This is a genomic window from Martinezella lusitana, from assembly GCF_900094565.1.
GTDB lineage: Bacteria > Pseudomonadota > Alphaproteobacteria > Rhizobiales > Rhizobiaceae > Rhizobium > Rhizobium lusitanum.
Genome location: NZ_FMAF01000024.1, coordinates 13260 through 30924, shown reverse-complemented (window position 1 = coordinate 30924; position 17665 = coordinate 13260). Strand labels below are relative to the sequence as shown.

18 protein-coding genes are annotated in these 17665 nt (G+C 61.7%); 7 read left to right on the top strand and 11 right to left on the bottom strand.

Features of this window, described 5'->3' with window-relative positions; all coding sequences use genetic code 11:
• The 3 genes from GA0061101_RS29535 (at nucleotide 1) to GA0061101_RS29525 (ending at nucleotide 1376) form a co-directional block, all read left to right on the top strand.
• Complete coding sequence (locus GA0061101_RS29535; RefSeq protein WP_047640550.1) at nucleotides 1-237, top strand: hypothetical protein; 237 nt, start codon at nucleotides 1-3, stop codon at nucleotides 235-237.
• A 125-nt stretch (nucleotides 238-362) separates the two neighbouring features.
• Nucleotides 363-731, top strand: coding sequence for a VOC family protein (locus GA0061101_RS29530; RefSeq protein WP_037199259.1), 369 nt, complete (start codon nucleotides 363-365; stop codon nucleotides 729-731).
• Nucleotides 732-977: 246 nt separating this feature from the next.
• Nucleotides 978-1376 carry a VOC family protein gene (locus tag GA0061101_RS29525; protein ID WP_037199258.1) on the top strand — a complete coding sequence of 133 codons (399 nt, stop codon included), beginning with the start codon at nucleotides 978-980 and terminating at the stop codon, nucleotides 1374-1376.
• Nucleotides 1377-1591: 215 nt separating this feature from the next.
• Here GA0061101_RS29525 and GA0061101_RS29520 read toward each other — a convergent pair whose 3' ends face one another.
• Together GA0061101_RS29520 and GA0061101_RS29515 are read right to left on the bottom strand one after the other, a co-directional pair.
• Nucleotides 1592-2446: a prephenate dehydratase gene (locus GA0061101_RS29520; RefSeq protein WP_037199257.1), complete on the bottom strand. Its 855-nt coding sequence runs from the start codon at nucleotides 2444-2446 to the stop codon at nucleotides 1592-1594.
• 23 nt (nucleotides 2447-2469) lie between these two features.
• Nucleotides 2470-3225: a 3-deoxy-manno-octulosonate cytidylyltransferase gene (locus GA0061101_RS29515; protein ID WP_047640552.1), complete on the bottom strand. Its 756-nt coding sequence runs from the start codon at nucleotides 3223-3225 to the stop codon at nucleotides 2470-2472.
• A gap of 151 nt (nucleotides 3226-3376) precedes the next feature.
• Here GA0061101_RS29515 and GA0061101_RS29510 point away from each other — a divergent pair, with 151 nt between their 5' ends.
• Entirely contained in the window at nucleotides 3377-3958 is a 582-nt protein-coding gene (locus GA0061101_RS29510) for a c-type cytochrome (RefSeq protein WP_037199255.1), read from the top strand.
• Nucleotides 3959-4022: 64 nt separating this feature from the next.
• Here GA0061101_RS29510 and GA0061101_RS29505 read toward each other — a convergent pair whose 3' ends face one another.
• Both GA0061101_RS29505 and GA0061101_RS29500 read right to left on the bottom strand, forming a co-directional pair.
• Entirely contained in the window at nucleotides 4023-5180 is a 1158-nt protein-coding gene (locus tag GA0061101_RS29505; RefSeq protein ID WP_047640558.1) for a patatin-like phospholipase family protein, read from the bottom strand.
• A 122-nt stretch (nucleotides 5181-5302) separates the two neighbouring features.
• Nucleotides 5303-6247, bottom strand: coding sequence for an AEC family transporter (locus GA0061101_RS29500; RefSeq protein WP_092576490.1), 945 nt, complete (start codon nucleotides 6245-6247; stop codon nucleotides 5303-5305).
• 399 nt (nucleotides 6248-6646) lie between these two features.
• Between GA0061101_RS29500 and GA0061101_RS29495 the strand changes: the two genes are divergently transcribed.
• Nucleotides 6647-7639, top strand: coding sequence for an adenosine kinase (locus GA0061101_RS29495; RefSeq protein ID WP_037199252.1), 993 nt, complete (start codon nucleotides 6647-6649; stop codon nucleotides 7637-7639).
• 99 nt (nucleotides 7640-7738) lie between these two features.
• On the opposite strand, the gene GA0061101_RS29490 is transcribed toward GA0061101_RS29495, so the two are convergent.
• Nucleotides 7739-8341 carry a cadmium resistance transporter gene (locus tag GA0061101_RS29490; RefSeq protein WP_092576486.1) on the bottom strand — a complete coding sequence of 201 codons (603 nt, stop codon included), beginning with the start codon at nucleotides 8339-8341 and terminating at the stop codon, nucleotides 7739-7741.
• A 98-nt stretch (nucleotides 8342-8439) separates the two neighbouring features.
• On the bottom strand, nucleotides 8440-8979 hold the full coding sequence (locus GA0061101_RS29485; protein ID WP_037199250.1) for an SH3 domain-containing protein: 540 nt from the start codon (nucleotides 8977-8979) through the stop codon (nucleotides 8440-8442).
• Nucleotides 8980-9169: 190 nt separating this feature from the next.
• Between GA0061101_RS29485 and GA0061101_RS29480 the strand changes: the two genes are divergently transcribed.
• Both GA0061101_RS29480 and murA read left to right on the top strand, forming a co-directional pair.
• The gene (locus tag GA0061101_RS29480) at nucleotides 9170-10171 is read left to right on the top strand and encodes a 2-hydroxyacid dehydrogenase (RefSeq protein WP_092576484.1); all 1002 of its coding nucleotides are present in this window, start codon (nucleotides 9170-9172) and stop codon (nucleotides 10169-10171) included.
• Between the two features lie 168 nt (nucleotides 10172-10339).
• Nucleotides 10340-11653, top strand: coding sequence for a UDP-N-acetylglucosamine 1-carboxyvinyltransferase (murA, locus tag GA0061101_RS29475; protein ID WP_092576481.1), 1314 nt, complete (start codon nucleotides 10340-10342; stop codon nucleotides 11651-11653).
• A 19-nt stretch (nucleotides 11654-11672) separates the two neighbouring features.
• Here the strand turns inward: murA and GA0061101_RS29470 are convergent, their stop codons facing one another.
• From GA0061101_RS29470 to dnaK, 5 genes are all read right to left on the bottom strand, one after another.
• Nucleotides 11673-12143 carry a GNAT family N-acetyltransferase gene (locus tag GA0061101_RS29470; protein WP_208865044.1) on the bottom strand — a complete coding sequence of 157 codons (471 nt, stop codon included), beginning with the start codon at nucleotides 12141-12143 and terminating at the stop codon, nucleotides 11673-11675.
• 5 nt (nucleotides 12144-12148) lie between these two features.
• The gene (locus tag GA0061101_RS29465; RefSeq protein WP_037199243.1) at nucleotides 12149-12919 is read right to left on the bottom strand and encodes a molybdopterin-synthase adenylyltransferase MoeB; all 771 of its coding nucleotides are present in this window, start codon (nucleotides 12917-12919) and stop codon (nucleotides 12149-12151) included.
• A gap of 36 nt (nucleotides 12920-12955) precedes the next feature.
• Nucleotides 12956-14083: a DNA replication/repair protein RecF gene (gene recF / locus GA0061101_RS29460; RefSeq protein ID WP_092576475.1), complete on the bottom strand. Its 1128-nt coding sequence runs from the start codon at nucleotides 14081-14083 to the stop codon at nucleotides 12956-12958.
• Nucleotides 14084-14283: 200 nt separating this feature from the next.
• Complete coding sequence (gene dnaJ / locus GA0061101_RS29455) at nucleotides 14284-15429, bottom strand: molecular chaperone DnaJ (RefSeq protein WP_037199240.1); 1146 nt, start codon at nucleotides 15427-15429, stop codon at nucleotides 14284-14286.
• A 182-nt stretch (nucleotides 15430-15611) separates the two neighbouring features.
• Complete coding sequence (dnaK, locus tag GA0061101_RS29450; protein ID WP_037199239.1) at nucleotides 15612-17528, bottom strand: molecular chaperone DnaK; 1917 nt, start codon at nucleotides 17526-17528, stop codon at nucleotides 15612-15614.
• Nucleotides 17529-17665: the final 137 nt, after the last annotated feature.

Genomic DNA, 17665 nt, shown 5'->3' with positions numbered 1-17665 from the left:
ATGGCAAGCAACGTTTTCATCACTACGAAACAAGTGCAGCGCGGTGGGGTCGAATCCGGCAAGGGCAATGATGTTTCAATATCGGCACCGCTGGCTCGCCTCTCGCAGATTGCGCTTGGCTATTTCACCCGTCGCTGGAACCGCCTCGATATCGAGGAAACGCCGAATTCCGTGAAGCGCGATCTGGGCTTCCTGGACGGACGCGCCCCTTACCGCGAGGAAGAGCGGATGCACTAACCGCACCGCCGACTCACAGCCTAACTTCCGACACGCTCAACTCGCCTTCCGCCGGCAAGCTTCGCCCAGCTTGCCGGACCGCATATGCTCGCCCTCATATCCCTCAAAACCAAAGGAATATCCCGATGACCAACCCCAACCTCATCATCTTTTATGTCAAGGATCCTGCCGAGAGCACGCCGTTCTACCGTGACCTGCTCGGTCACGAGCCGGCCTTCGCCTCGCCGAATTTCGTGGCTTTCTCGCTCAACAACGGCTTCAGCCTTGGCCTGTGGCGTCGCAGCAGCGTCGAACCGCAGCCCTCCGCCATCGGCAATCGCGGCGAACTGGGCTTCATGGTCGAAGGCGCAGGCGCCGTCGAACAGCACTACAAGGATTGGAAGGCGCGTGGCCTGCCGATTGCGCAGGAACTGACGACGATGGATTTCGGCCCGACCTTCGTCGTCCTCGATCCCGACGGTCATCGGCTCCGGGTTTGTGAGCCGGATAAATAAGCTGCCAGGCGTGTGGCTTGCACCTCACCCTAGCCCTCTCCCCGCTCGCGGGGAGAGGGACGACAGCGAACCCTCGCCGGGCGCTGTGATGGAAGGAAGGCTGTGGATGCACCTATCCCCTTCTCCCCGCGCGGGGAGAAGGTGGCCGACAGGCCGGATGAGGGGCAAATCGTCCATTATTCGAGTTGACTTGCGGCATTTGCGGAAGAGACTGATCGATAACCCAGAGAGCTACGGAAGGCGCAATTGCTGCATCACATTTCATTCGGTGTCGCAGATATCGAGAAAGCCGCTGCATTCTATGATGCCGCATTTGCACCGCTTGGCTATGTGCGGGTTTGGGAAGACCTAAACCCAGGCAATCCCGACCAAGCGATCGGATATGGCCCAGCAGGCGGCGGCGACAAGTTCGCCATCAAATTGCGGAGCAAGGACGCTCGAGCTCCCGGCTCCGGCTTTCATCTCGCCTTTGCCGCACCAGGCCGCGAAGCCGTTTCGTCGTTTTATGAGGCTGCGCTGGCTCACGGCGGCGTGGACAATGGGGCACCGGGTCTTCGGCCTCACTATGGCCCGAATTATTTTGCCGCCTTCGTCATCGATCCGGACGGCCATCGCATTGAGGTCGTTACCAAGGCTGCGGAATAGCTGACGGTGGAAGCGCAGCGGTATCGCCATCCGCCCTCGTGGTTCGAGGCTGCAGCCCTTCGACAGGCTCAGGGTGCTTTCGCACCTCACCATGAGGACTGATCTTTTGTGCCGCCACAGAAGGCACTCCACCTCATGGTGAGGGGCACTGCCGTGGGAGCGCAGCGAAAACGGTGGTGCCTCGAACCACGAGGTGGCTTCCGACACGACCGGACTTAGAGATCGCCCCGCATCGGATGCCCCTTGTAGACGCCGAGGATGCGGACTTTTTCCGAGAAGAAGCGCAGTTCTTCCAGCGCGCGGCGCACATGCGCATCGGCGGGATGGCCTTCGATATCGGCATAGAATTGCGTTGCGACAAAACGGCCGCCGAGCTGGTAGCTTTCGAGCTTCGTCATGTTGATGCCGTTGGTGGCGAAGCCGCCGAGCGCCTTGTAGAGCGCGGCGGGAATGTTGCGGACGTTGAAGACGAAAGTGGTGACGATTTTTTCGTCCGGCGCGTTGCGTTCCGCCCAGGTCTCGTTGCGCGACAAAACGACGAAGCGCGTCATGTTGTCTTCGGTGTCCTCGACATTCTCGGCGATGATTTCAAGGCCATAAAGGTCGGCCGCAAGCCGTGGCGCCAGCGCCGCCATGCTGCGGTCGCCGGTTTCCTGCACCAGCTTGGCCGCACCCGCCGTATCGCCGGCGATGACCGGCTTCCAGCCGTTGGCGCGCACGATCTTGCGGCACTGGCCGAGCGCATGGATGTGGCTGTGCACCGTGCGGATCTCTTCCTTGGTCACTCCAGGCAGCACCATCAGCTGGAAGCGAATCGGCATGAAATATTCGCCGACGATATGCAGTCGCGATTCCGGCAGCAGGTGGTGAATGTCGGCGACGCGCCCGGCAATGGTGTTCTCGATCGGAATCATGCCGAGATCGGCTTCGCCGTTGTCGATCGCGGTGAAGGCGTCCTCGAAGGTTTGGCAGGGCAGCGGCTCCATGGTCGGGAACATGTCACGGCAGGCCATGTCGGAATTGGCGCCGTAGTCGCCCTGGAAGGAGATCTTGTTGGTCTTGGTGATCATGGGACTGCCTTTGGGGAGTGCCGTCAGAGAGAAGCGGCGGAAAGGATACGGCGAGCCTTTTCGAGGTCGGCGGGAGTATCGACACCGAGTGGGATCGTGTCAACGATCTCGACGTCGATGCGCATGCCGGCTTCCAGCGCCCGCAGCTGCTCCAGCGATTCGCGCAGTTCCAGCGGCGATGGGCCGAGGCTGACGAATTTTGCGAGCGCCGCGCGACGATAGGCATAAAGGCCGATATGGTGATAGAGCGGACCATTGCCGTAGGGCGCGGTCGTCCGGGTGAAATAGAGCGCCCGCAGGCGATTGTCCGAAATGGCCGAACCGACCACCTTGACGACGCTCGGCGCCGTCTTTTCTTCCTCGTCCTTGATCTCGACGGTCAGCGTGGCAATGTCGACGGCCGGATTTTCGAGCGGACGCAGCGATGCGCGGATGGTTTCGGGATCGATTGTGGGAAGGTCGCCCTGGACATTGACGATGATTTCGGCGCGGCCTTCGGGATCGACGGCCTGCAGCGCCTCATAGATGCGGTCCGAGCCCGATTGATGATCCCTACGCGTCATGACGACTTCGAAGCCGGCATTGGCAACGGCGGCATAGGTATCCTCGTGATCGACGGCGACGACGATGCGACCGATCGCCGCCTCGCGCGCACGCTTGGCAACCTGTACGATCATGGGAAGGCCGCAAATATCCGCGAGCGGCTTGCCCGGCAGGCGAGTGGAAGCCATGCGGGCGGGAATGAGGACCAGGGTCTTGTCTAAATTTGAATCTGTCATTCTTGGGCCTTCTATTCCCGCGGGAAAAGTGTCAAAACGTCTCATGGTGGAGGCGGTTTACAGAGTTGCAAGAAACAGCCAAAAGACATAGGTTTCGCGCGAATTCAAGATGGGCCGGCAGAGGATGCTGGTGGCGAGGGGAGCATAGCAGATGAATTCATCCTACGTGAACATGGGAGTCGGGGCACTTTTGGCCACGCTGTTCGTGTTGAAGTCCGTGTCGCTCGCGTCAGGATTTATTTTCCATTCAGAGGCACCGGAAAAGCCCGGTTTCGCCATCGTCGCGGCCGAGGAGCCGGCTGCAGGCGACAAGGCCGCGGCCGCCAAGCCGGATACGCCGATCGCCCAGCTCTTGCAGAAGGCTGATGCCAAGGTCGGTGAAACGATCTTCAAGAAGTGTCAAGCCTGTCATTCCGGGGAAAAAGGCGGACCGAACAAGGTCGGCCCGGATCTCTGGGGCATCGTCGATCGCCCGGTCGGCGAGCATGAGGGCTTTGCCTATTCCTCCGGCATGAAGGACTTCTCCAAGGGCGGCTCGGAAAAGTGGACTTACGATCATCTCTATCACTTCCTCGCTGCTCCGAAGAAGTTCGTTGCCGGAACGGCAATGGGCTTTGCCGGCCTGCCCAAGGAAGAGGATCGCGCCAACGTGATCGCCTATCTGCGCACGCTTGCCGATACGCAGGTGCCGCTGCCGGATCCGAACGCCGCGCCGGCTGCTGCGACCAACTGATATTGACATCGGTACCCGCAATCGAAAGCCCGGTCAGAATGGCCGGGCTTCTTCGTGCCGTTTTTCAGAGAGCATGCTTGCGCGAGCGCGTCCTCTGATCGAGATCATAGACCTTCAGCCCTTCCTCGGCCTTGGGCGGCACGCGCCATTCCTGCGGAGCCAATGCCTTGCGGCCGTCGCGCAAGCCCGCGTCCCAATGCTCGCGCATCGAAAGCGCTGAGAACTCGTAGTCCTTGGAATGTGAGCGGAACTGCTTGTTGCGATAGATCAGGTGGATGATGGTGACGCTATAGTCGCAGCTATGCACCTGCAGCTTCTGGATTTCGGGGTCGGCCTTGGCCTCATCGGGAAGGCGGGCATAAAGTTCGGATATGGCGCGCCTCAGGCGGTGGCGCTCCAGGAAGAGGTCGGTGTTCAGTCGGGTGCGGCTCGAATAGGTGATGTCCTTGCGCCGCTCCTCGACTTCTTCGAGATCCTGCGGCAGATTGCCGACGGCGCTGAAGAGATCGACCTGAAACACCACGGTATCGACGCCCGCGCCGTTGCTGAGCACGTAGCCCAGCGGCGTGTTCGAAACCAGGCCGCCGTCCCAGTATTGCTCGCCGCCGATCTTGATCGCCGGAAAGCCCGGCGGCAGGGCGCCGCTCGCCATTACGTGTTCCGGCGTGATCTTGGTGTCCTTATTGTCGAAAAAGGCGAAGTTGCCGGTGCGCACATTGACCGCACCGAGGCTGAGCCGCACCGGGCCGTGATTGATTCGGTCGAAATCGACATGGTCGAGCAGCGTCTGCCGCAATTGCTCGGTGTCGTAGATGCTGGTCGCGCCCTTGGAACCAGGCGCCTGGAACCAGGATGGAATCTGCCAGGGCGAAAAGAAGCCGGGGACGCCGAAGGTCGACACCCACCAGCTGCTGACCGTGCGATAGAAAGCGGTGCTCTGGCGCTGCTGTTCCATCAGCACGTCGACCGGGAGCTGGATGCCGACCTTGTTCCAAAAGGAGCGCAGCGCCTTGAGCCGCTCTCCCGGCACATTGCCGGCCATGATCGAGGCATTGATCGCGCCGATCGAGATGCCGGCGATCCAGTCGGGTTCGATATTCTGTTCTCGGAGCGCTTCGAATGCGCCCGCCTGATAGGAGCCGAGAGCGCCGCCTCCCTGGAGCACGAAGACTTTCTGCGAATAGGCCGAAGCGGGATTGGTGAGTGGAGCTGCAATATTCATGTGCCATCCTTTGCTGCGCTTCAGCCTTCAAGGCCGCGATGCGCAAATATATGACCATTTTCCTGCCTGTTTCTCCGAATGCGGAGATATGTCGTCCCGGCCATTGGCGGCTTGGGGCCGGCCTAGCCGAGAATATAGGCCCAGAGCGACACCGAAAATGCGCCGAGCGCGGTCGTCAGCGTAATCGTCGAGGCTGCGAGACTGTGACCGACGCCGAAGCGATTGGCAATCAGCCAGGCGTTCACACCTGTTGGAACTGCGGCCGTCAGCACGAGTGCGGCCCGCCATTCCGGGCTGAGACCGAGGAGGTGGCCGGCCGCCAGCACGCAGGCCGGCAGCAGGAAAAGCTTGAAAGCCGCCATGACGCTGGTGATGCCGAGATTGCCTGATAGCCCGTATTGGCGCAGCGCCATGCCGAGCGAGATCAGCGCCGCCGGGCCGGCAATATTGGCGATGCTGTCGACGACGGTGCTAAGCGTCGCCGGCAAGGGAATGCCGACGATATGCACGACGAGGCCGCAGAGAAGCCCGATGACCAGCGGATTGCGGACAAGGTTCCTGCCGACCTGCCGGAGGAGCTTCCATATGCTGCGGCCGGCGCTGCCGTTTTCCTTGCGTTCGGCCTGCTCCATCAGCAGCGTGCCGGCGATCATCATCGTCGGCAGATGCACGGCAATCAGGATCGACATCGCCATGATGCCGTCTGGCCCGACCGTGCGTCCCACCAGCGGCAGGCCGATGAAGATCGTGTTGGCGAAGGCGGAGGACACGCCGGCCAGTACGCCGATGCGCGCATCCCGCCCGAACAGCCGCGTCGCCACCAGATGGCCGGCAGTCCAGGTGATGGCAACGCCAGAGAAATAGGCGATCCACAATCGAAACGGCGAGGCGCCGCGAAAATTCGCCTCCGCAATGGTCTGGAACAGCAGCAGCGGCACGGCGATCTTGAACACGAACTCGCTCATCGCCTCGCCGACCTCGGCCTTCAAGAGGCCGGTGCGCACGATCACCCAGCCGACGAGAATCAGCAGGAAAACCGGAAGGACGTCGGTAAAGATTTCGGACATGCCGGGCGAGGGCCGTGAAGGGTGAGCTCGAGGGATTTGACCCGGAAGTTGTAGCAGCTTGGCTCATCGTGAGAAGCCGCAAAAGCAAAAAAGCGGGATCAAACCCGCTTTTGCCGATCCGGTCCCGCCGGACGGTCCTCCCGGTGCACATGCCGCCAGTTCATCCGTGGTCGGCCCGCGTACCGGGGAGGAGGAAGGTATCATACCTTCCCAGGCTGGCTTGGAGGCCTTGTGAGCTTCCGATCCCAGCCGCTTGTTAAGGATTTACACATGGAAAGTGACAGTCGAATGACTGATGGGAATTAAGTTAACTGTCCCGGTGCCGATTTTTCTTCCAAACTTCGGAAAAACCGATAATACCGGATACCGGCTATCACCTATACCGGGACCCTCCTATTGATGACTCGCTTCGATGTACTGACCGTTGGCAATGCCATCGTCGACATTATCGCCCGCTGTAACGATCAGTTCCTGATCGACAACAAAATCACCAAGGCCGCGATGAATCTCATCGATGCCGAGCGCGCGGAACTCCTCTATTCCCGCATGGGCCCGGCGCTTGAGGCGTCCGGCGGCAGCGCCGGCAATACGGCCGCGGGTGTGGCGAATTTCGGCGGCAGGGCCGCTTATTTCGGCAAGGTCGCCGAGGATCAGCTCGGAGAGATCTTCGCTCACGATATCCGCGCCCAGGGCGTGCATTATGAGACCAAGGCGAAAGGCACCTTCCCGCCGACCGCCCGTTCGATGATCTTCGTCACCGAGGACGGCGAGCGCTCCATGAACACCTATCTCGGCGCCTGCGTGGAGCTCGGCCCGGAAGACGTCGAGGAAGATGTCGTCGCCGACGCCAAGGTCACCTATTTCGAAGGCTATCTCTGGGATCCGCCGCGCGCCAAGGAAGCGATTCGCGAATGCGCCCGCATCGCCCACGCCAATGGCCGCGAAATGTCGATGACCTTGTCCGACAGTTTCTGTGTCGGCCGCTATCGCGGCGAATTCTTGGACCTGATGCGTTCGGGCACGGTCGATATCGTCTTCGCCAATCGCGATGAGGCTTTGTCGCTTTACGAGACCGAGGATTTCGACACGGCGCTGACGCTGATTTCAGCCGATTGCAAGATCGCAGCTGTCACGACAGGCAAGGACGGCGCCGTCATCGTGCGCGGCACCGAACGTTATGTGGTCGATGCCCATCCGATCGAGGAGCGCGTCGATACGACCGGGGCCGGTGATCTCTTCGCCGCCGGTTTCCTGTTCGGCTATACGCAGGGCCGTACGCTCGAAGATTGCGGCAAGCTCGGCAACCTCGCCGCAGCTATCGTCATCGAGCAGATCGGTCCGCGGCCGATGCGATCGCTGTCGGAAGCCGCCAAGGAATTCGGGCTCCTTTGATGGGGCTCGTTGTCTAAAGCTTTTTCGTTTTCTCAGATAGTCGAAGCCGCCTTCAGCAGACCGCTGCGGGCGGCTTTTCCTATAAGGCCGGCCGGGTGCCTATCCTCGGAAGAGCCCTACAGTCCCCGCTTCATAGAGGATGAGGATGCCGAGGGCGATTAGGACGAACGGCACGATCCTGTGCCCGTGGCGTCTGATCGGTGCGCCAAGCGTCGGATGGTTCACCAGAGAATGGGCAGCGCCGAGCCAAGCCGCCGCCAGGATCGCGAAGATGCAGCCGATGGCCAGGATCTCATAGGCGGAGCGGGTGGCAAAGAGCGGCGTATAGATGCTGATGTTGTCGCCGCCATTGGCGATCGTCACCAGGGTGACGGCGACGATATTGCTATGCCCCGCTGAAGCCTTCTCGTGGTCCTCCGGATTGTCGCCTGTTTCGACGCCGTTCCAGAGCTCCCATAATCTCCTGAGGCCGAAAAAGATCGGCGCGAAACCGAGTAGGCCGATATAGGTGGCGGGAATGACGAGCACGAGGAACGAGGCGACAACGCTGACAGCATAGAGAACGGCAATGCCGAGATACTGGCCGATGACGACCTGCTTCGCCCGGAATTTCGGATCGGCAAAGAAGCCGAGAAGAACGAAAATGTCATCCACATTGGTCGAGGCGAACACAACGATGGCAACGCCGAAAACGCCTAGCATATAACCCAAGGCCGCCACTCTCCCGTTCCGATGCCGGATATATCATTGCGCCGGAAAAGTTGCGCGGTTGCTGATGTCGCGGAGCTTTGTGGAATTCTCTACTTGAAGGCTTCGCCGGGATAGGCGCCCCAGATCTCGGACTGTGCAACCCAGCCCTCCGTGCCATCGGCGGTGACCATGCACCAGTCGCCGGTGCATTCGCGAACGCTCATCATCACGCCGGGTTGGAGCTTGGCGATGACGCTGGCGGATGGCTGGGCGTCGCGGCGCATGTTGACGAAGACGGCCTTGCCCTTGCCCTTCATCCATGGGGCTGCGAGCGCCGAGCGCTGGCCCGACAGCAGCGACTGGTTGACCCAGCCCTCGGTGCCGTCGGAATCGCGTACGCGCCGCCAATTATCGTATTCCTGGATGATCTCGACCGGCAATCCCTGCTTGAGATAGAGCCATGAGACGGCATAATCCGCACTCGGACCGATGCGCAGGTTGACCCGCTTCGATTTCAGCGTGACGAACCTCGGCAACGGCAATCCGCTCGGCCCCTTGGCGGCCTGCGCCACGGCAAGATCGGCGGCGGCACCGGCCATCATCAGGCCGATCGCGAAAATGGCGCAGGACTTCAATACTCTGCCACGCATGGGATTTCCGTTCGTTCATCATGATCAAGGCGCCGTCGGGTCGCCTTTTGGCTCCGGTCAGCGGCAAATCCCTGGATCGCGCCAGCGAGTTTTGTTTGTCTTCGCCTGCGGGTCTGGTAGAAATGCCCGGAACGGGAAAATTATCCCGCTTCTTGGTTAAGAACATCTGAACAAGGCATCGCCGCTCTCCATGACGACGAAGAAAAAACCGAAGGTTTACGTCACGCGCAAACTGCCGGATGCGGTGGAGACGCGGATGCGCGAACTGTTCGACGCCGAACTGAATATCGACGACCGGCCGCGCACGCCGGCGGAGCTTGCCGCGGCGGTTCGGACCGTGGATGTGCTGGTGCCCACGGTCACCGATCGTATCGACGCCGCGCTGATCGAAGAGGCCGGGCCGCAGATGAAGCTGATCGCCAGCTTCTCCAACGGCACTGACCATATCGACGTCGAAGCCGCTGCCCGCCTTGGCATCACGGTCACCAACACGCCGAACGTGCTGACCGAGGATACCGCCGACATGACGATGGCGCTCATTCTTGCCGTGCCGCGCCGCCTCGCCGAAGGTGCGCGGATACTGACCGACAACCCCGGCGAATGGGCGGGATGGTCGCCGACCTGGATGCTCGGCCGCCGCATTCACGGCAAGCGCATCGGCATCGTCGGCATGGGGCGCATCGGCACCGCCGTTGCCCGCCGCGCCAAGGCATTCGGCCTGTCCATCCACTATCACAACCGCAAGAGGGTCAATCCGGCGACGGAAGACGAGCTCGAGGCCACCTATTGGGACAGCCTCGACCAGATGCTTGCCCGCGTCGATATCGTTTCGGTCAATTGCCCCTCCACGCCCGCGACCTTCCATCTGATCTCGGCGCGCCGTTTGGCGCTGCTGCAGCCGACGAGTTATATCGTCAACACGGCGCGCGGCGATGTGATCGACGAGACGGCGCTGATCAAGATCCTGCGCGAAGGCAGGATCGCCGGCGCCGGCCTCGACGTGTTCGAGAACGAGCCGGCCGTCAGTCCGAAGCTGGTGAAGCTCGCCAATGAGGGCAAGGTGGTTATCCTGCCGCATATGAGTTCGGCCACATTGGAAGGCCGCATCGACATGGGCGACAAGGTCATCATCAACATCCGCGCCTTCATCGACGGACATCGTCCGCCCAATCGCGTGCTGCCGTTTCGCTGATACGTTTTCGCTCGGCGGGTGGCGCTTTGAGCCGGCCCGGTTTTGCCCAGCGCGCAAGTTGTCATTCACATCCAAAATCAATGCATCCGCCTCGGGGCCGGTCACGCCCATGTCATAAAGGCGACCCAGAGATGACCGCAGGTACGAAGCAGGAAGGGCAGAAGAGAAATGGCACGGGCGCTACCGCATGAGCGGATCCAATATGTCGTCGAAGGCGGCTTTAAGCTGTCGGGTGAGATCGAGCCGAGCGGCAACAAGAATGCCGCGCTGCCGATCATCGCTGCATCGCTGCTGACCGATCAGCGCGTCGAGCTCAGCAACGTGCCGCGCATCCGCGACGTCGAGGCGCTCGTGGAGTTGATCCAGTCGGTCGGTGCGAAGGTGCGCTGGCTCGGGCGCAACGAGCTCGAAATCGAGGCACGCGAACTGCGCCCCGCCAATCTCGATCCGGATCTCTGCGCCCGCATCCGCGCCTCCATCCTGCTTGCCGGCCCGATGTTGGCGCGTTGCGGCGAGATCACCTTGCCGCCGCCCGGCGGCGACGTCATCGGTCGCCGGCGTGTCGACACGCATTTCCTGGCGCTGGAACAGCTCGGCACCGAGATCAGCGTCAACCACGTCTATAGTTTTCGCGCCGAACGGCTGCGCGGCGCCGATGTCTTCCTCGACGAACCCTCGGTGACGGCGACGGAAAACGCGCTCTGCGCTGCGGTGTCAGCCGAAGGCACGACGATCCTGCGCAACTGCGCCTCCGAGCCGCATGTGCAGGATCTGGCGCGCTTTCTCATCGCCATGGGCGCCCGCATCGAAGGGATCGGCACCAACATGATGACGATCCACGGCGGCCAGCCGCTGGGTGCCGTCACGCACCGGATCGGGCCTGACCATAACGAGGTGGGGTCGCTGATCGGCCTTGCCGCCGTCACCGGCTCGGAAATCACCATCCGCAAGGCGGGTGTCGAGCATCTGCGCTCCACCTTGATGACCTTCGAGCGCCTCGGCATCCGCTGCCGTATCGAGCGCGACGATCTGATTATTCCCTCCGGGCAGGAGATGAAGATCCAGTCCGATTTCGGCGGCCATATTCCGAAGATCGAGGACCAGCCGTGGCCGGCTTTCCCGGCCGACACCATGTCGATCGCCATCGTCACCGCAACGCAATGCGACGGTGTCGTTCTGATGTTCGAGAAGATGTTCGAAAGCCGGATGTTCTTTGTCGACAAGCTGATCGCCATGGGCGCGCGAATCGTTTTGTGCGACCCGCATCGCGCCATCGTCGCCGGCCCGTCGAAGCTGCGCGCCGCCCAGCTCGAAAGTCCCGACATCCGCGCCGGCATGGCCATGCTGATCGCGGCGATGTGCGCCGAAGGCACGAGCATCATCAACAACGCGCAGCAGATCGAGCGCGGCTATGAGCGCATTGAGGAGCGGCTGAACGCGCTCGGCGCCCGCATCACGCGCATCCCGCCGCGGGAGGCGTGAGGGCCGAAGGCGCGAATCGCTACGGTAGGAATTTCTGCATCTCGATCGACGTCGTGCGATCGAAGCCCGGATGGCGATTCTCGGCGGTTTTGGCGAAGCCCAATGCGGCGAAGGTTGCATGGTTTTCGGTAAGTTCGATGCGCGTTTCCAGCCGCAGGACGGCGAGACCTCGCTCGCGCGCGTCAGCCTCCGCATATGTCAGCAGACGCTTGCAGATCCCCTTGCGTTGCGCGGTCGGCAATACGGCCAACTTGCCGATATAGAGGCTATCCGGCTCGACGCGACAAAATACACAGCCGGCTATCTTATCTCCATCAAGCGCGACATAGGCGATCTCGTTGCGAGCTTTTTCCCTGAGGGACTGCGGCGTCAGCGCAAGCGCAGATGAGGGTGGGTCGATCCGTCCGTTCATATAGGCGAAAGAGGCAAGGATGAGGTCGAGCAATGCGTCCCAGCGGTCGAAGCTGCCATTCAGCCGTTGAATCGTAATATCGCTCATTCCGCTGCCACCTTGCTGCGTTTGCGGCGATAACGAATGGTCTCGAAGCGCGCCGTGAGCGCATCGTAGAGCAGCAGTCGGCCGATCAGCGGTTCGCCGATGCCGGTCATGAGCTTGATCGCCTCCATCGCCATCAGCGTGCCGATGACGCCGGTCAGTGCACCGATGATGCCGGCCTCGGCGCAGCTTGGAATTAGGCCTTCCGGCGGCGGTGCCGGGAAGAGATCGCGATAGCGCGGATTGGGCGCGCCGTCGGTGCCGTTCTCATAGGGCTTCAACGTCGTCACGGACCCGTCGAATCGCCCGACTGCGCCGGTCACGAGCGGCAGGTGGGCGGCTTCAGTCGCGTCGGCTGCGGCATAGCGCGTGTCGAAATTGTCGGAGCCGTCGATGACGAGATCGAAACCGGCGAGATGCCGCGCAGCCGTGTCGGCGGAGAAACGCTCCTCGAAACGGACGGTCCGCACATGCGGGTTGAGCCTTGCGATGGCGTCAGCCGCACTTTGCGTCTTCAATTCGCCGATGGTGCCGGTGTCATGAATCACCTGCCGCTGCAGGTTGGACAGCGAGACGCGGTCGTCGTCGGTAATGCCGAGCGTACCGACGCCGGCGGCCGCAAGATATTGCAATACAGGCGCACCGAGCCCGCCCGCGCCGATCACCAGGACACGCGCGGCCTTCAATTTCTGCTGGCCGGCGCCACCGATTTCGGGCAGCAGGATATGGCGCTGATAACGGGCGATTTCGTCTGAGGTTAAAGGATCCATGGCGGCAATTCTATCATGATCGGCGGTTTTAAGGTGCTAGGATTTTGTAATGCCGCCATGCGCTACGGTAAAGAACTGCGCGCGTTCGCCGAGCGCTGAAAACATCGCCTTGTCCGTGCCGGTCATGAACGCCTGTCCGCCGAGCCCATCAATGAGATCGAACAGTGCGGCGCGCCGGCCCTCGTCGAGATGCGCGGCAATCTCGTCAAGCAGCAGGATCGGCGCGTGCCCGGTCAGATTGCCGACGAGGCGCGCATGGGCGAGGATCAGGCCGACAAGCAGGGCCTTCTGCTCGCCGGTCGAGCAGCGTTCCGCCTCCATGTCTTTTTCGCGATGGCGCACCAGCAGGTCGGCTCGGTGCGGCCCATCCAGCGTTCGCCCGGCCGCCGCATCGCGGTAGCGTCCCTCGCGCAGCAGGGCGGCGTAATGATCCTCGAGATCGACGGCCGGCCGGTCGAATTGCCCGTCGAGGAAGCCGGAAAGTTCAAGAGCCGCCGAGGGAAATGGCGTTGCCTCGCGCGTTTCGGCGATCAGCCGCGAAAGAAGGCCGAGCATCTCCTGCCGCGCGATCGCCATGGCGATGCCGAGGCTCGCCATCTGCTCCTCGATGCCGGCAAGCCAGGAAGGATCGAACCGGCCCTCGGACAGCAGCTTGTTGCGGCTGCGCATCGCGCGCTCGAAATCGCTGGCACGACGGCCATGGGCGGGATCGAGCGACAGCACCAGCCGGTCGAGGAAGCGGCGGCGTTCGGAAGAGCCGCCAGTGAAGAGGCCGTCCATGGCCGGCGTCAACCAGAGAACGCGTAGATGATCGGTCAACTCGTCCACGGTCTTGGCCGCCGTGCCGTTGATTCGCAATTTGCGGGTCGCCGCCTCGTCTGTCGCGTCGATGCCGGTGCCGATCTCGACTGAGCCCTCGATGCCTTCGAGTTCGGCAAAGATCGAAAATCCACCCAGCGCACGGACGCGAGTGATATCCGCATAGGCTGCACGCCGCAGGCCACGCCCGGGCGAGAGAAGAGAAACCGCCTCCATGAGATTGGTCTTGCCGGCGCCGTTGTCACCGGTCAGCACCACATGCCGCTCGTCAAGCGCAAGTGCGGCCGCCGCATAATTGCGGAAGTCGGTAAGCTTCAGGCGCGAGATGAAAACCTTGTGCGGCATCGGTCTTTCAGATTCTTAGTCGGTGGCCGAGGGGTATGCCGAACATCGCCCGAGCGCAAGGATTTTGCCGTGCACATCAGCCCTCATGGTGAGGAGGCCCGTAGGGCCGTCTCGAGCCACTAGGGCTGGTGATTCGGCCGCAAACGAAAAAACCGGCCGAATCACCGGCCGGTTTTATGGGAAGCGATTTGATTCGCTGCTCAATCGCTGAAGGTATCGAAGAAATCCTTCATGCGGGCAAAGAAGCCCGTCGATTCGGGATTGTTGTCCTTTGACGAGATCTGCTCGAATTCCTGTAGGAGTTCGCGCTGGCGCTTGGTCAGTTTCTGCGGCGTCTCGATCTGGATCTGGATATAGAGATCGCCGACCTGGCTCGAGCGCAGCACTGGCATGCCCTTGGCCTTCAAGCGAAACTGCTTGCCGACCTGCGTGCCCTCGGGAACGGTGACGCGCGATTTCGTGCCGTCGAGCGTCGCCACATCGAAGGTGCCGCCAAGCGCGGCCGTCGTCATCGAGATGGGCACCGCGCAATAAAGGTCGGCGCCGTCGCGCTGGAAGAACTCATGCGGCTTGACGGAAAGGAAGATGTAGAGGTCGCCCGCAGGCCCGCCACGAAGACCCGCTTCGCCTTCGCCCTGCAGGCGGATACGCGTGCCGTCCTCGATGCCGGCCGGAATGTTGACGGAGAGCGAACGCTCTTCGGTCACGCGGCCCTGGCCATGACACTTGGTGCAGGGATCGGGAATGATCTGGCCGCGGCCATGGCAGGTCGGGCAGGTGCGTTCGACGGAGAAGAAGCCCTGTGCGGCGCGCACCCGGCCGGAGCCCTGGCAGGTGCCGCAGGTCTTCGGCTGCGTGCCGGGCTTGGCACCGGAGCCGGAACAGACGTCGCAGGTGAGCGAGGTCGGCACGCGGATCTGCGCCGTCTTGCCGACGAAGGCTTCCTCGAGCGAGATTTCCATATTGTAGCGAAGATCGGCGCCGCGCTCGCGACCGCCGGAGGAACGTCCGCGTGCGCGGCCGCCACCCATCATCTCGCCGAAAATATCCTCGAAAATATCGGAGAAACCACCGCCGCCAAAGCCGGCACCAAAACCGCCTCCGCCGCCCATGCCGCCGTGCTCGAAAGCCGCGTGGCCATAGCGATCATAGGCCGCGCGCTTCTGCGGATCCTTGAGCGTTTCGTAGGCTTCGTTGATTTCCTTGAACTTCCGCTCGGCGCTGCTGTCGTCCGGGTTCTTGTCCGGATGAAATTGCATCGCCAGCTTGCGAAAGGCGCTCTTCAGCTCTTTCTCGTCCGCCGTCTTTGAGACGCCCAATGTCTCGTAAAAATCCGCTTTTGCCATTAAGGATTAGACCCCGGAAATGGATTTCCGGCTGCCCGAAGGCAGCCGGATCATGCGCACAACCCCTTAAATTGATAGGGTTTAAGGAAAGGCTTATGCGCCACTTTAAATTCCGCTGCGCCCTTTGCGCGTCCAAAAGGACGCGCGGCGCAGTAGCTCCTCGAGAACCTTTCGGTTCGCGCTTATGCTGACCGCTTGCGGTCGTCTTCGTCCTTGATTTCCTCGTAGTCGGCATCGACAACGTCGTCCTTGCCGGCTGCCGAGGCATCAGCCGAAGGGGCTTCCGCCTGCTGGGCCTCATAGATCGCCTGGCCGAGTTTCATGGAAACTTCCATGAGCGTCTGGGTCTTGGCCTTGATATCTTCGGCGTCCGGCTCGGAAGCTTCGGTCGCCGCCTTCAGCGCTGCGATAGCGTCGGAGATCGCATTGCGATCGGCTTCGCTGACCTTGTCGCCATAATCCTTCAGCGACTTTTCGCTGGAGTGGATCAGGCTTTCGGCCTGGTTCTTGGCTTCGACGCCTTCGCGACGCTTCTTGTCTTCGGCAGCGTGGGCTTCGGCATCCTTGACCATCTTCTCGATGTCGGCGTCGGAAAGACCGCCGGAAGCCTGGATGCGGATCTGCTGTTCCTTGCCGGTGCCCTTGTCCTTGGCCGAAACCTGGACGATGCCGTTGGCGTCGATGTCGAAGGTGACTTCGATCTGCGGCACGCCGCGCGGAGCGGGCGGCAGGCCGACGAGGTCGAACTGGCCGAGCAGCTTGTTGTCGGCAGCCATTTCGCGCTCGCCCTGCGAGACGCGGATGGTCACGGCCGATTGATTGTCGTCAGCGGTGGAGAAGGTCTGAGACTTCTTCGTCGGGATCGTGGTGTTGCGTTCGATCAGACGGGTGAAGACGCCACCCAGCGTTTCGATGCCGAGCGACAGCGGGGTCACGTCGAGCAGCAGAACGTCCTTGACGTCGCCCTGCAGAACGCCGGCCTGGATCGCGGCGCCGAGAGCGACGACTTCATCCGGGTTGACGCCCTTGTGCGGTTCCTTGCCGAACAGCTGCTTGACGACTTCCTGTACCTTCGGCATGCGGCTCATGCCGCCGACGAGAACGACTTCGTCGATTTCGGCAGCGGTAACGCCGGCATCCTTGAGGGCGGCCTTGCAGGGCGCGATGGTGCGCTGCACGAGGTCGTCGACCAGGCTTTCCAGCTTGGCGCGCGTCAGCTTCAGCGTCAGGTGCTTCGGGCCGGTGGCGTCAGCCGTGATGAAGGGCAGGTTGATTTCGGTCTGCTGCGCGGAGGACAGTTCGATCTTCGCCTTTTCGGCAGCTTCCTTGAGGCGCTGCAGCGCGAGCTTGTCGCCCTTGAGGTCGATGCCGTTGTCCTTCTTGAACTCGGCAACGAGATATTCGACGAGACGCATGTCGAAGTCTTCACCGCCGAGGAAGGTGTCGCCGTTGGTCGACTTCACTTCGAAGACGCCGTCGCCGATTTCCAGGATGGAGATATCGAAGGTGCCGCCGCCAAGGTCGTAAACGGCGATGGTCTTGCCGTCCTTCTTGTCGAGACCGTAGGCGAGTGCTGCAGCGGTCGGCTCGTTGATGATGCGCAGGACTTCAAGACCGGCAATCTTGCCGGCATCCTTGGTTGCCTGACGCTGCGCGTCGTTGAAGTATGCGGGAACGGTGATGACAGCCTTTTCGACCTTCTCGCCGAGATAGGATTCCGCGGTTTCCTTCATCTTCTGAAGGATCATTGCGGAAATCTGTGCAGGCGAATAGCCCTTGCCGTTGGCTTCGACCCAAGCGTCGCCATTGTCGCCCTTGACGATCGTGAAAGGAACAAGGTGCTTGTCCTTCTCGACGGTCGGATCTTCGTAGCGGCGGCCGATCAGGCGCTTCACCGCGAAGAGGGTGTTCGTGGGGTTTGTCACAGCCTGGCGCTTGGCCGGCTGGCCGACGAGGCGTTCGCCATCATCGGAGAAGGCGACCATCGACGGGGTGGTGCGGGCGCCTTCGGCATTTTCGATCACTTTGGCGTCTTTACCGTCCATGACGGCGACGCAGGAATTTGTCGTTCCAAGGTCGATACCAATTACTTTTGCCATGTCATTCTCTCCTTGAAGCAAGCTATCGGAACCCCTGCCAGGCATTCCATTGACAGCCCCTTACGGGATGGTCTTGAGGATTGCGCAGCCATGACTGCGGTGATGCGGCGTATATAAGTAGCGGTTTTACTGACTGC

Excerpts from the sequence above, each read along its gene's own strand:
- GA0061101_RS29535 (WP_047640550.1), top strand. The coding sequence starts at position 1 with ATGGCAAGCAACGTTTTCATCACTACGAAACAAGTGCAGCGCGGTGGG.
- GA0061101_RS29530 (WP_037199259.1), top strand. The coding sequence starts at position 363 with ATGACCAACCCCAACCTCATCATCTTTTATGTCAAGGATCCTGCCGAG.
- GA0061101_RS29520 (WP_037199257.1), bottom strand. The coding sequence starts at position 2,446 with ATGATCACCAAGACCAACAAGATCTCCTTCCAGGGCGACTACGGCGCC.
- GA0061101_RS29515 (WP_047640552.1), bottom strand. The coding sequence starts at position 3,225 with ATGACAGATTCAAATTTAGACAAGACCCTGGTCCTCATTCCCGCCCGC.
- GA0061101_RS29510 (WP_037199255.1), top strand. The coding sequence starts at position 3,377 with ATGAATTCATCCTACGTGAACATGGGAGTCGGGGCACTTTTGGCCACG.
- GA0061101_RS29505 (WP_047640558.1), bottom strand. The coding sequence starts at position 5,180 with ATGAATATTGCAGCTCCACTCACCAATCCCGCTTCGGCCTATTCGCAG.
- GA0061101_RS29500 (WP_092576490.1), bottom strand. The coding sequence starts at position 6,247 with ATGTCCGAAATCTTTACCGACGTCCTTCCGGTTTTCCTGCTGATTCTC.
- GA0061101_RS29495 (WP_037199252.1), top strand. The coding sequence starts at position 6,647 with ATGACTCGCTTCGATGTACTGACCGTTGGCAATGCCATCGTCGACATT.
- GA0061101_RS29490 (WP_092576486.1), bottom strand. The coding sequence starts at position 8,341 with ATGCTAGGCGTTTTCGGCGTTGCCATCGTTGTGTTCGCCTCGACCAAT.
- GA0061101_RS29485 (WP_037199250.1), bottom strand. The coding sequence starts at position 8,979 with ATGCGTGGCAGAGTATTGAAGTCCTGCGCCATTTTCGCGATCGGCCTG.
- GA0061101_RS29480 (WP_092576484.1), top strand. The coding sequence starts at position 9,170 with ATGACGACGAAGAAAAAACCGAAGGTTTACGTCACGCGCAAACTGCCG.
- murA (WP_092576481.1), top strand. The coding sequence starts at position 10,340 with ATGGCACGGGCGCTACCGCATGAGCGGATCCAATATGTCGTCGAAGGC.
- GA0061101_RS29465 (WP_037199243.1), bottom strand. The coding sequence starts at position 12,919 with ATGGATCCTTTAACCTCAGACGAAATCGCCCGTTATCAGCGCCATATC.
- recF (WP_092576475.1), bottom strand. The coding sequence starts at position 14,083 with ATGCCGCACAAGGTTTTCATCTCGCGCCTGAAGCTTACCGACTTCCGC.
- dnaJ (WP_037199240.1), bottom strand. The coding sequence starts at position 15,429 with ATGGCAAAAGCGGATTTTTACGAGACATTGGGCGTCTCAAAGACGGCG.
- dnaK (WP_037199239.1), bottom strand. The coding sequence starts at position 17,528 with ATGGCAAAAGTAATTGGTATCGACCTTGGAACGACAAATTCCTGCGTC.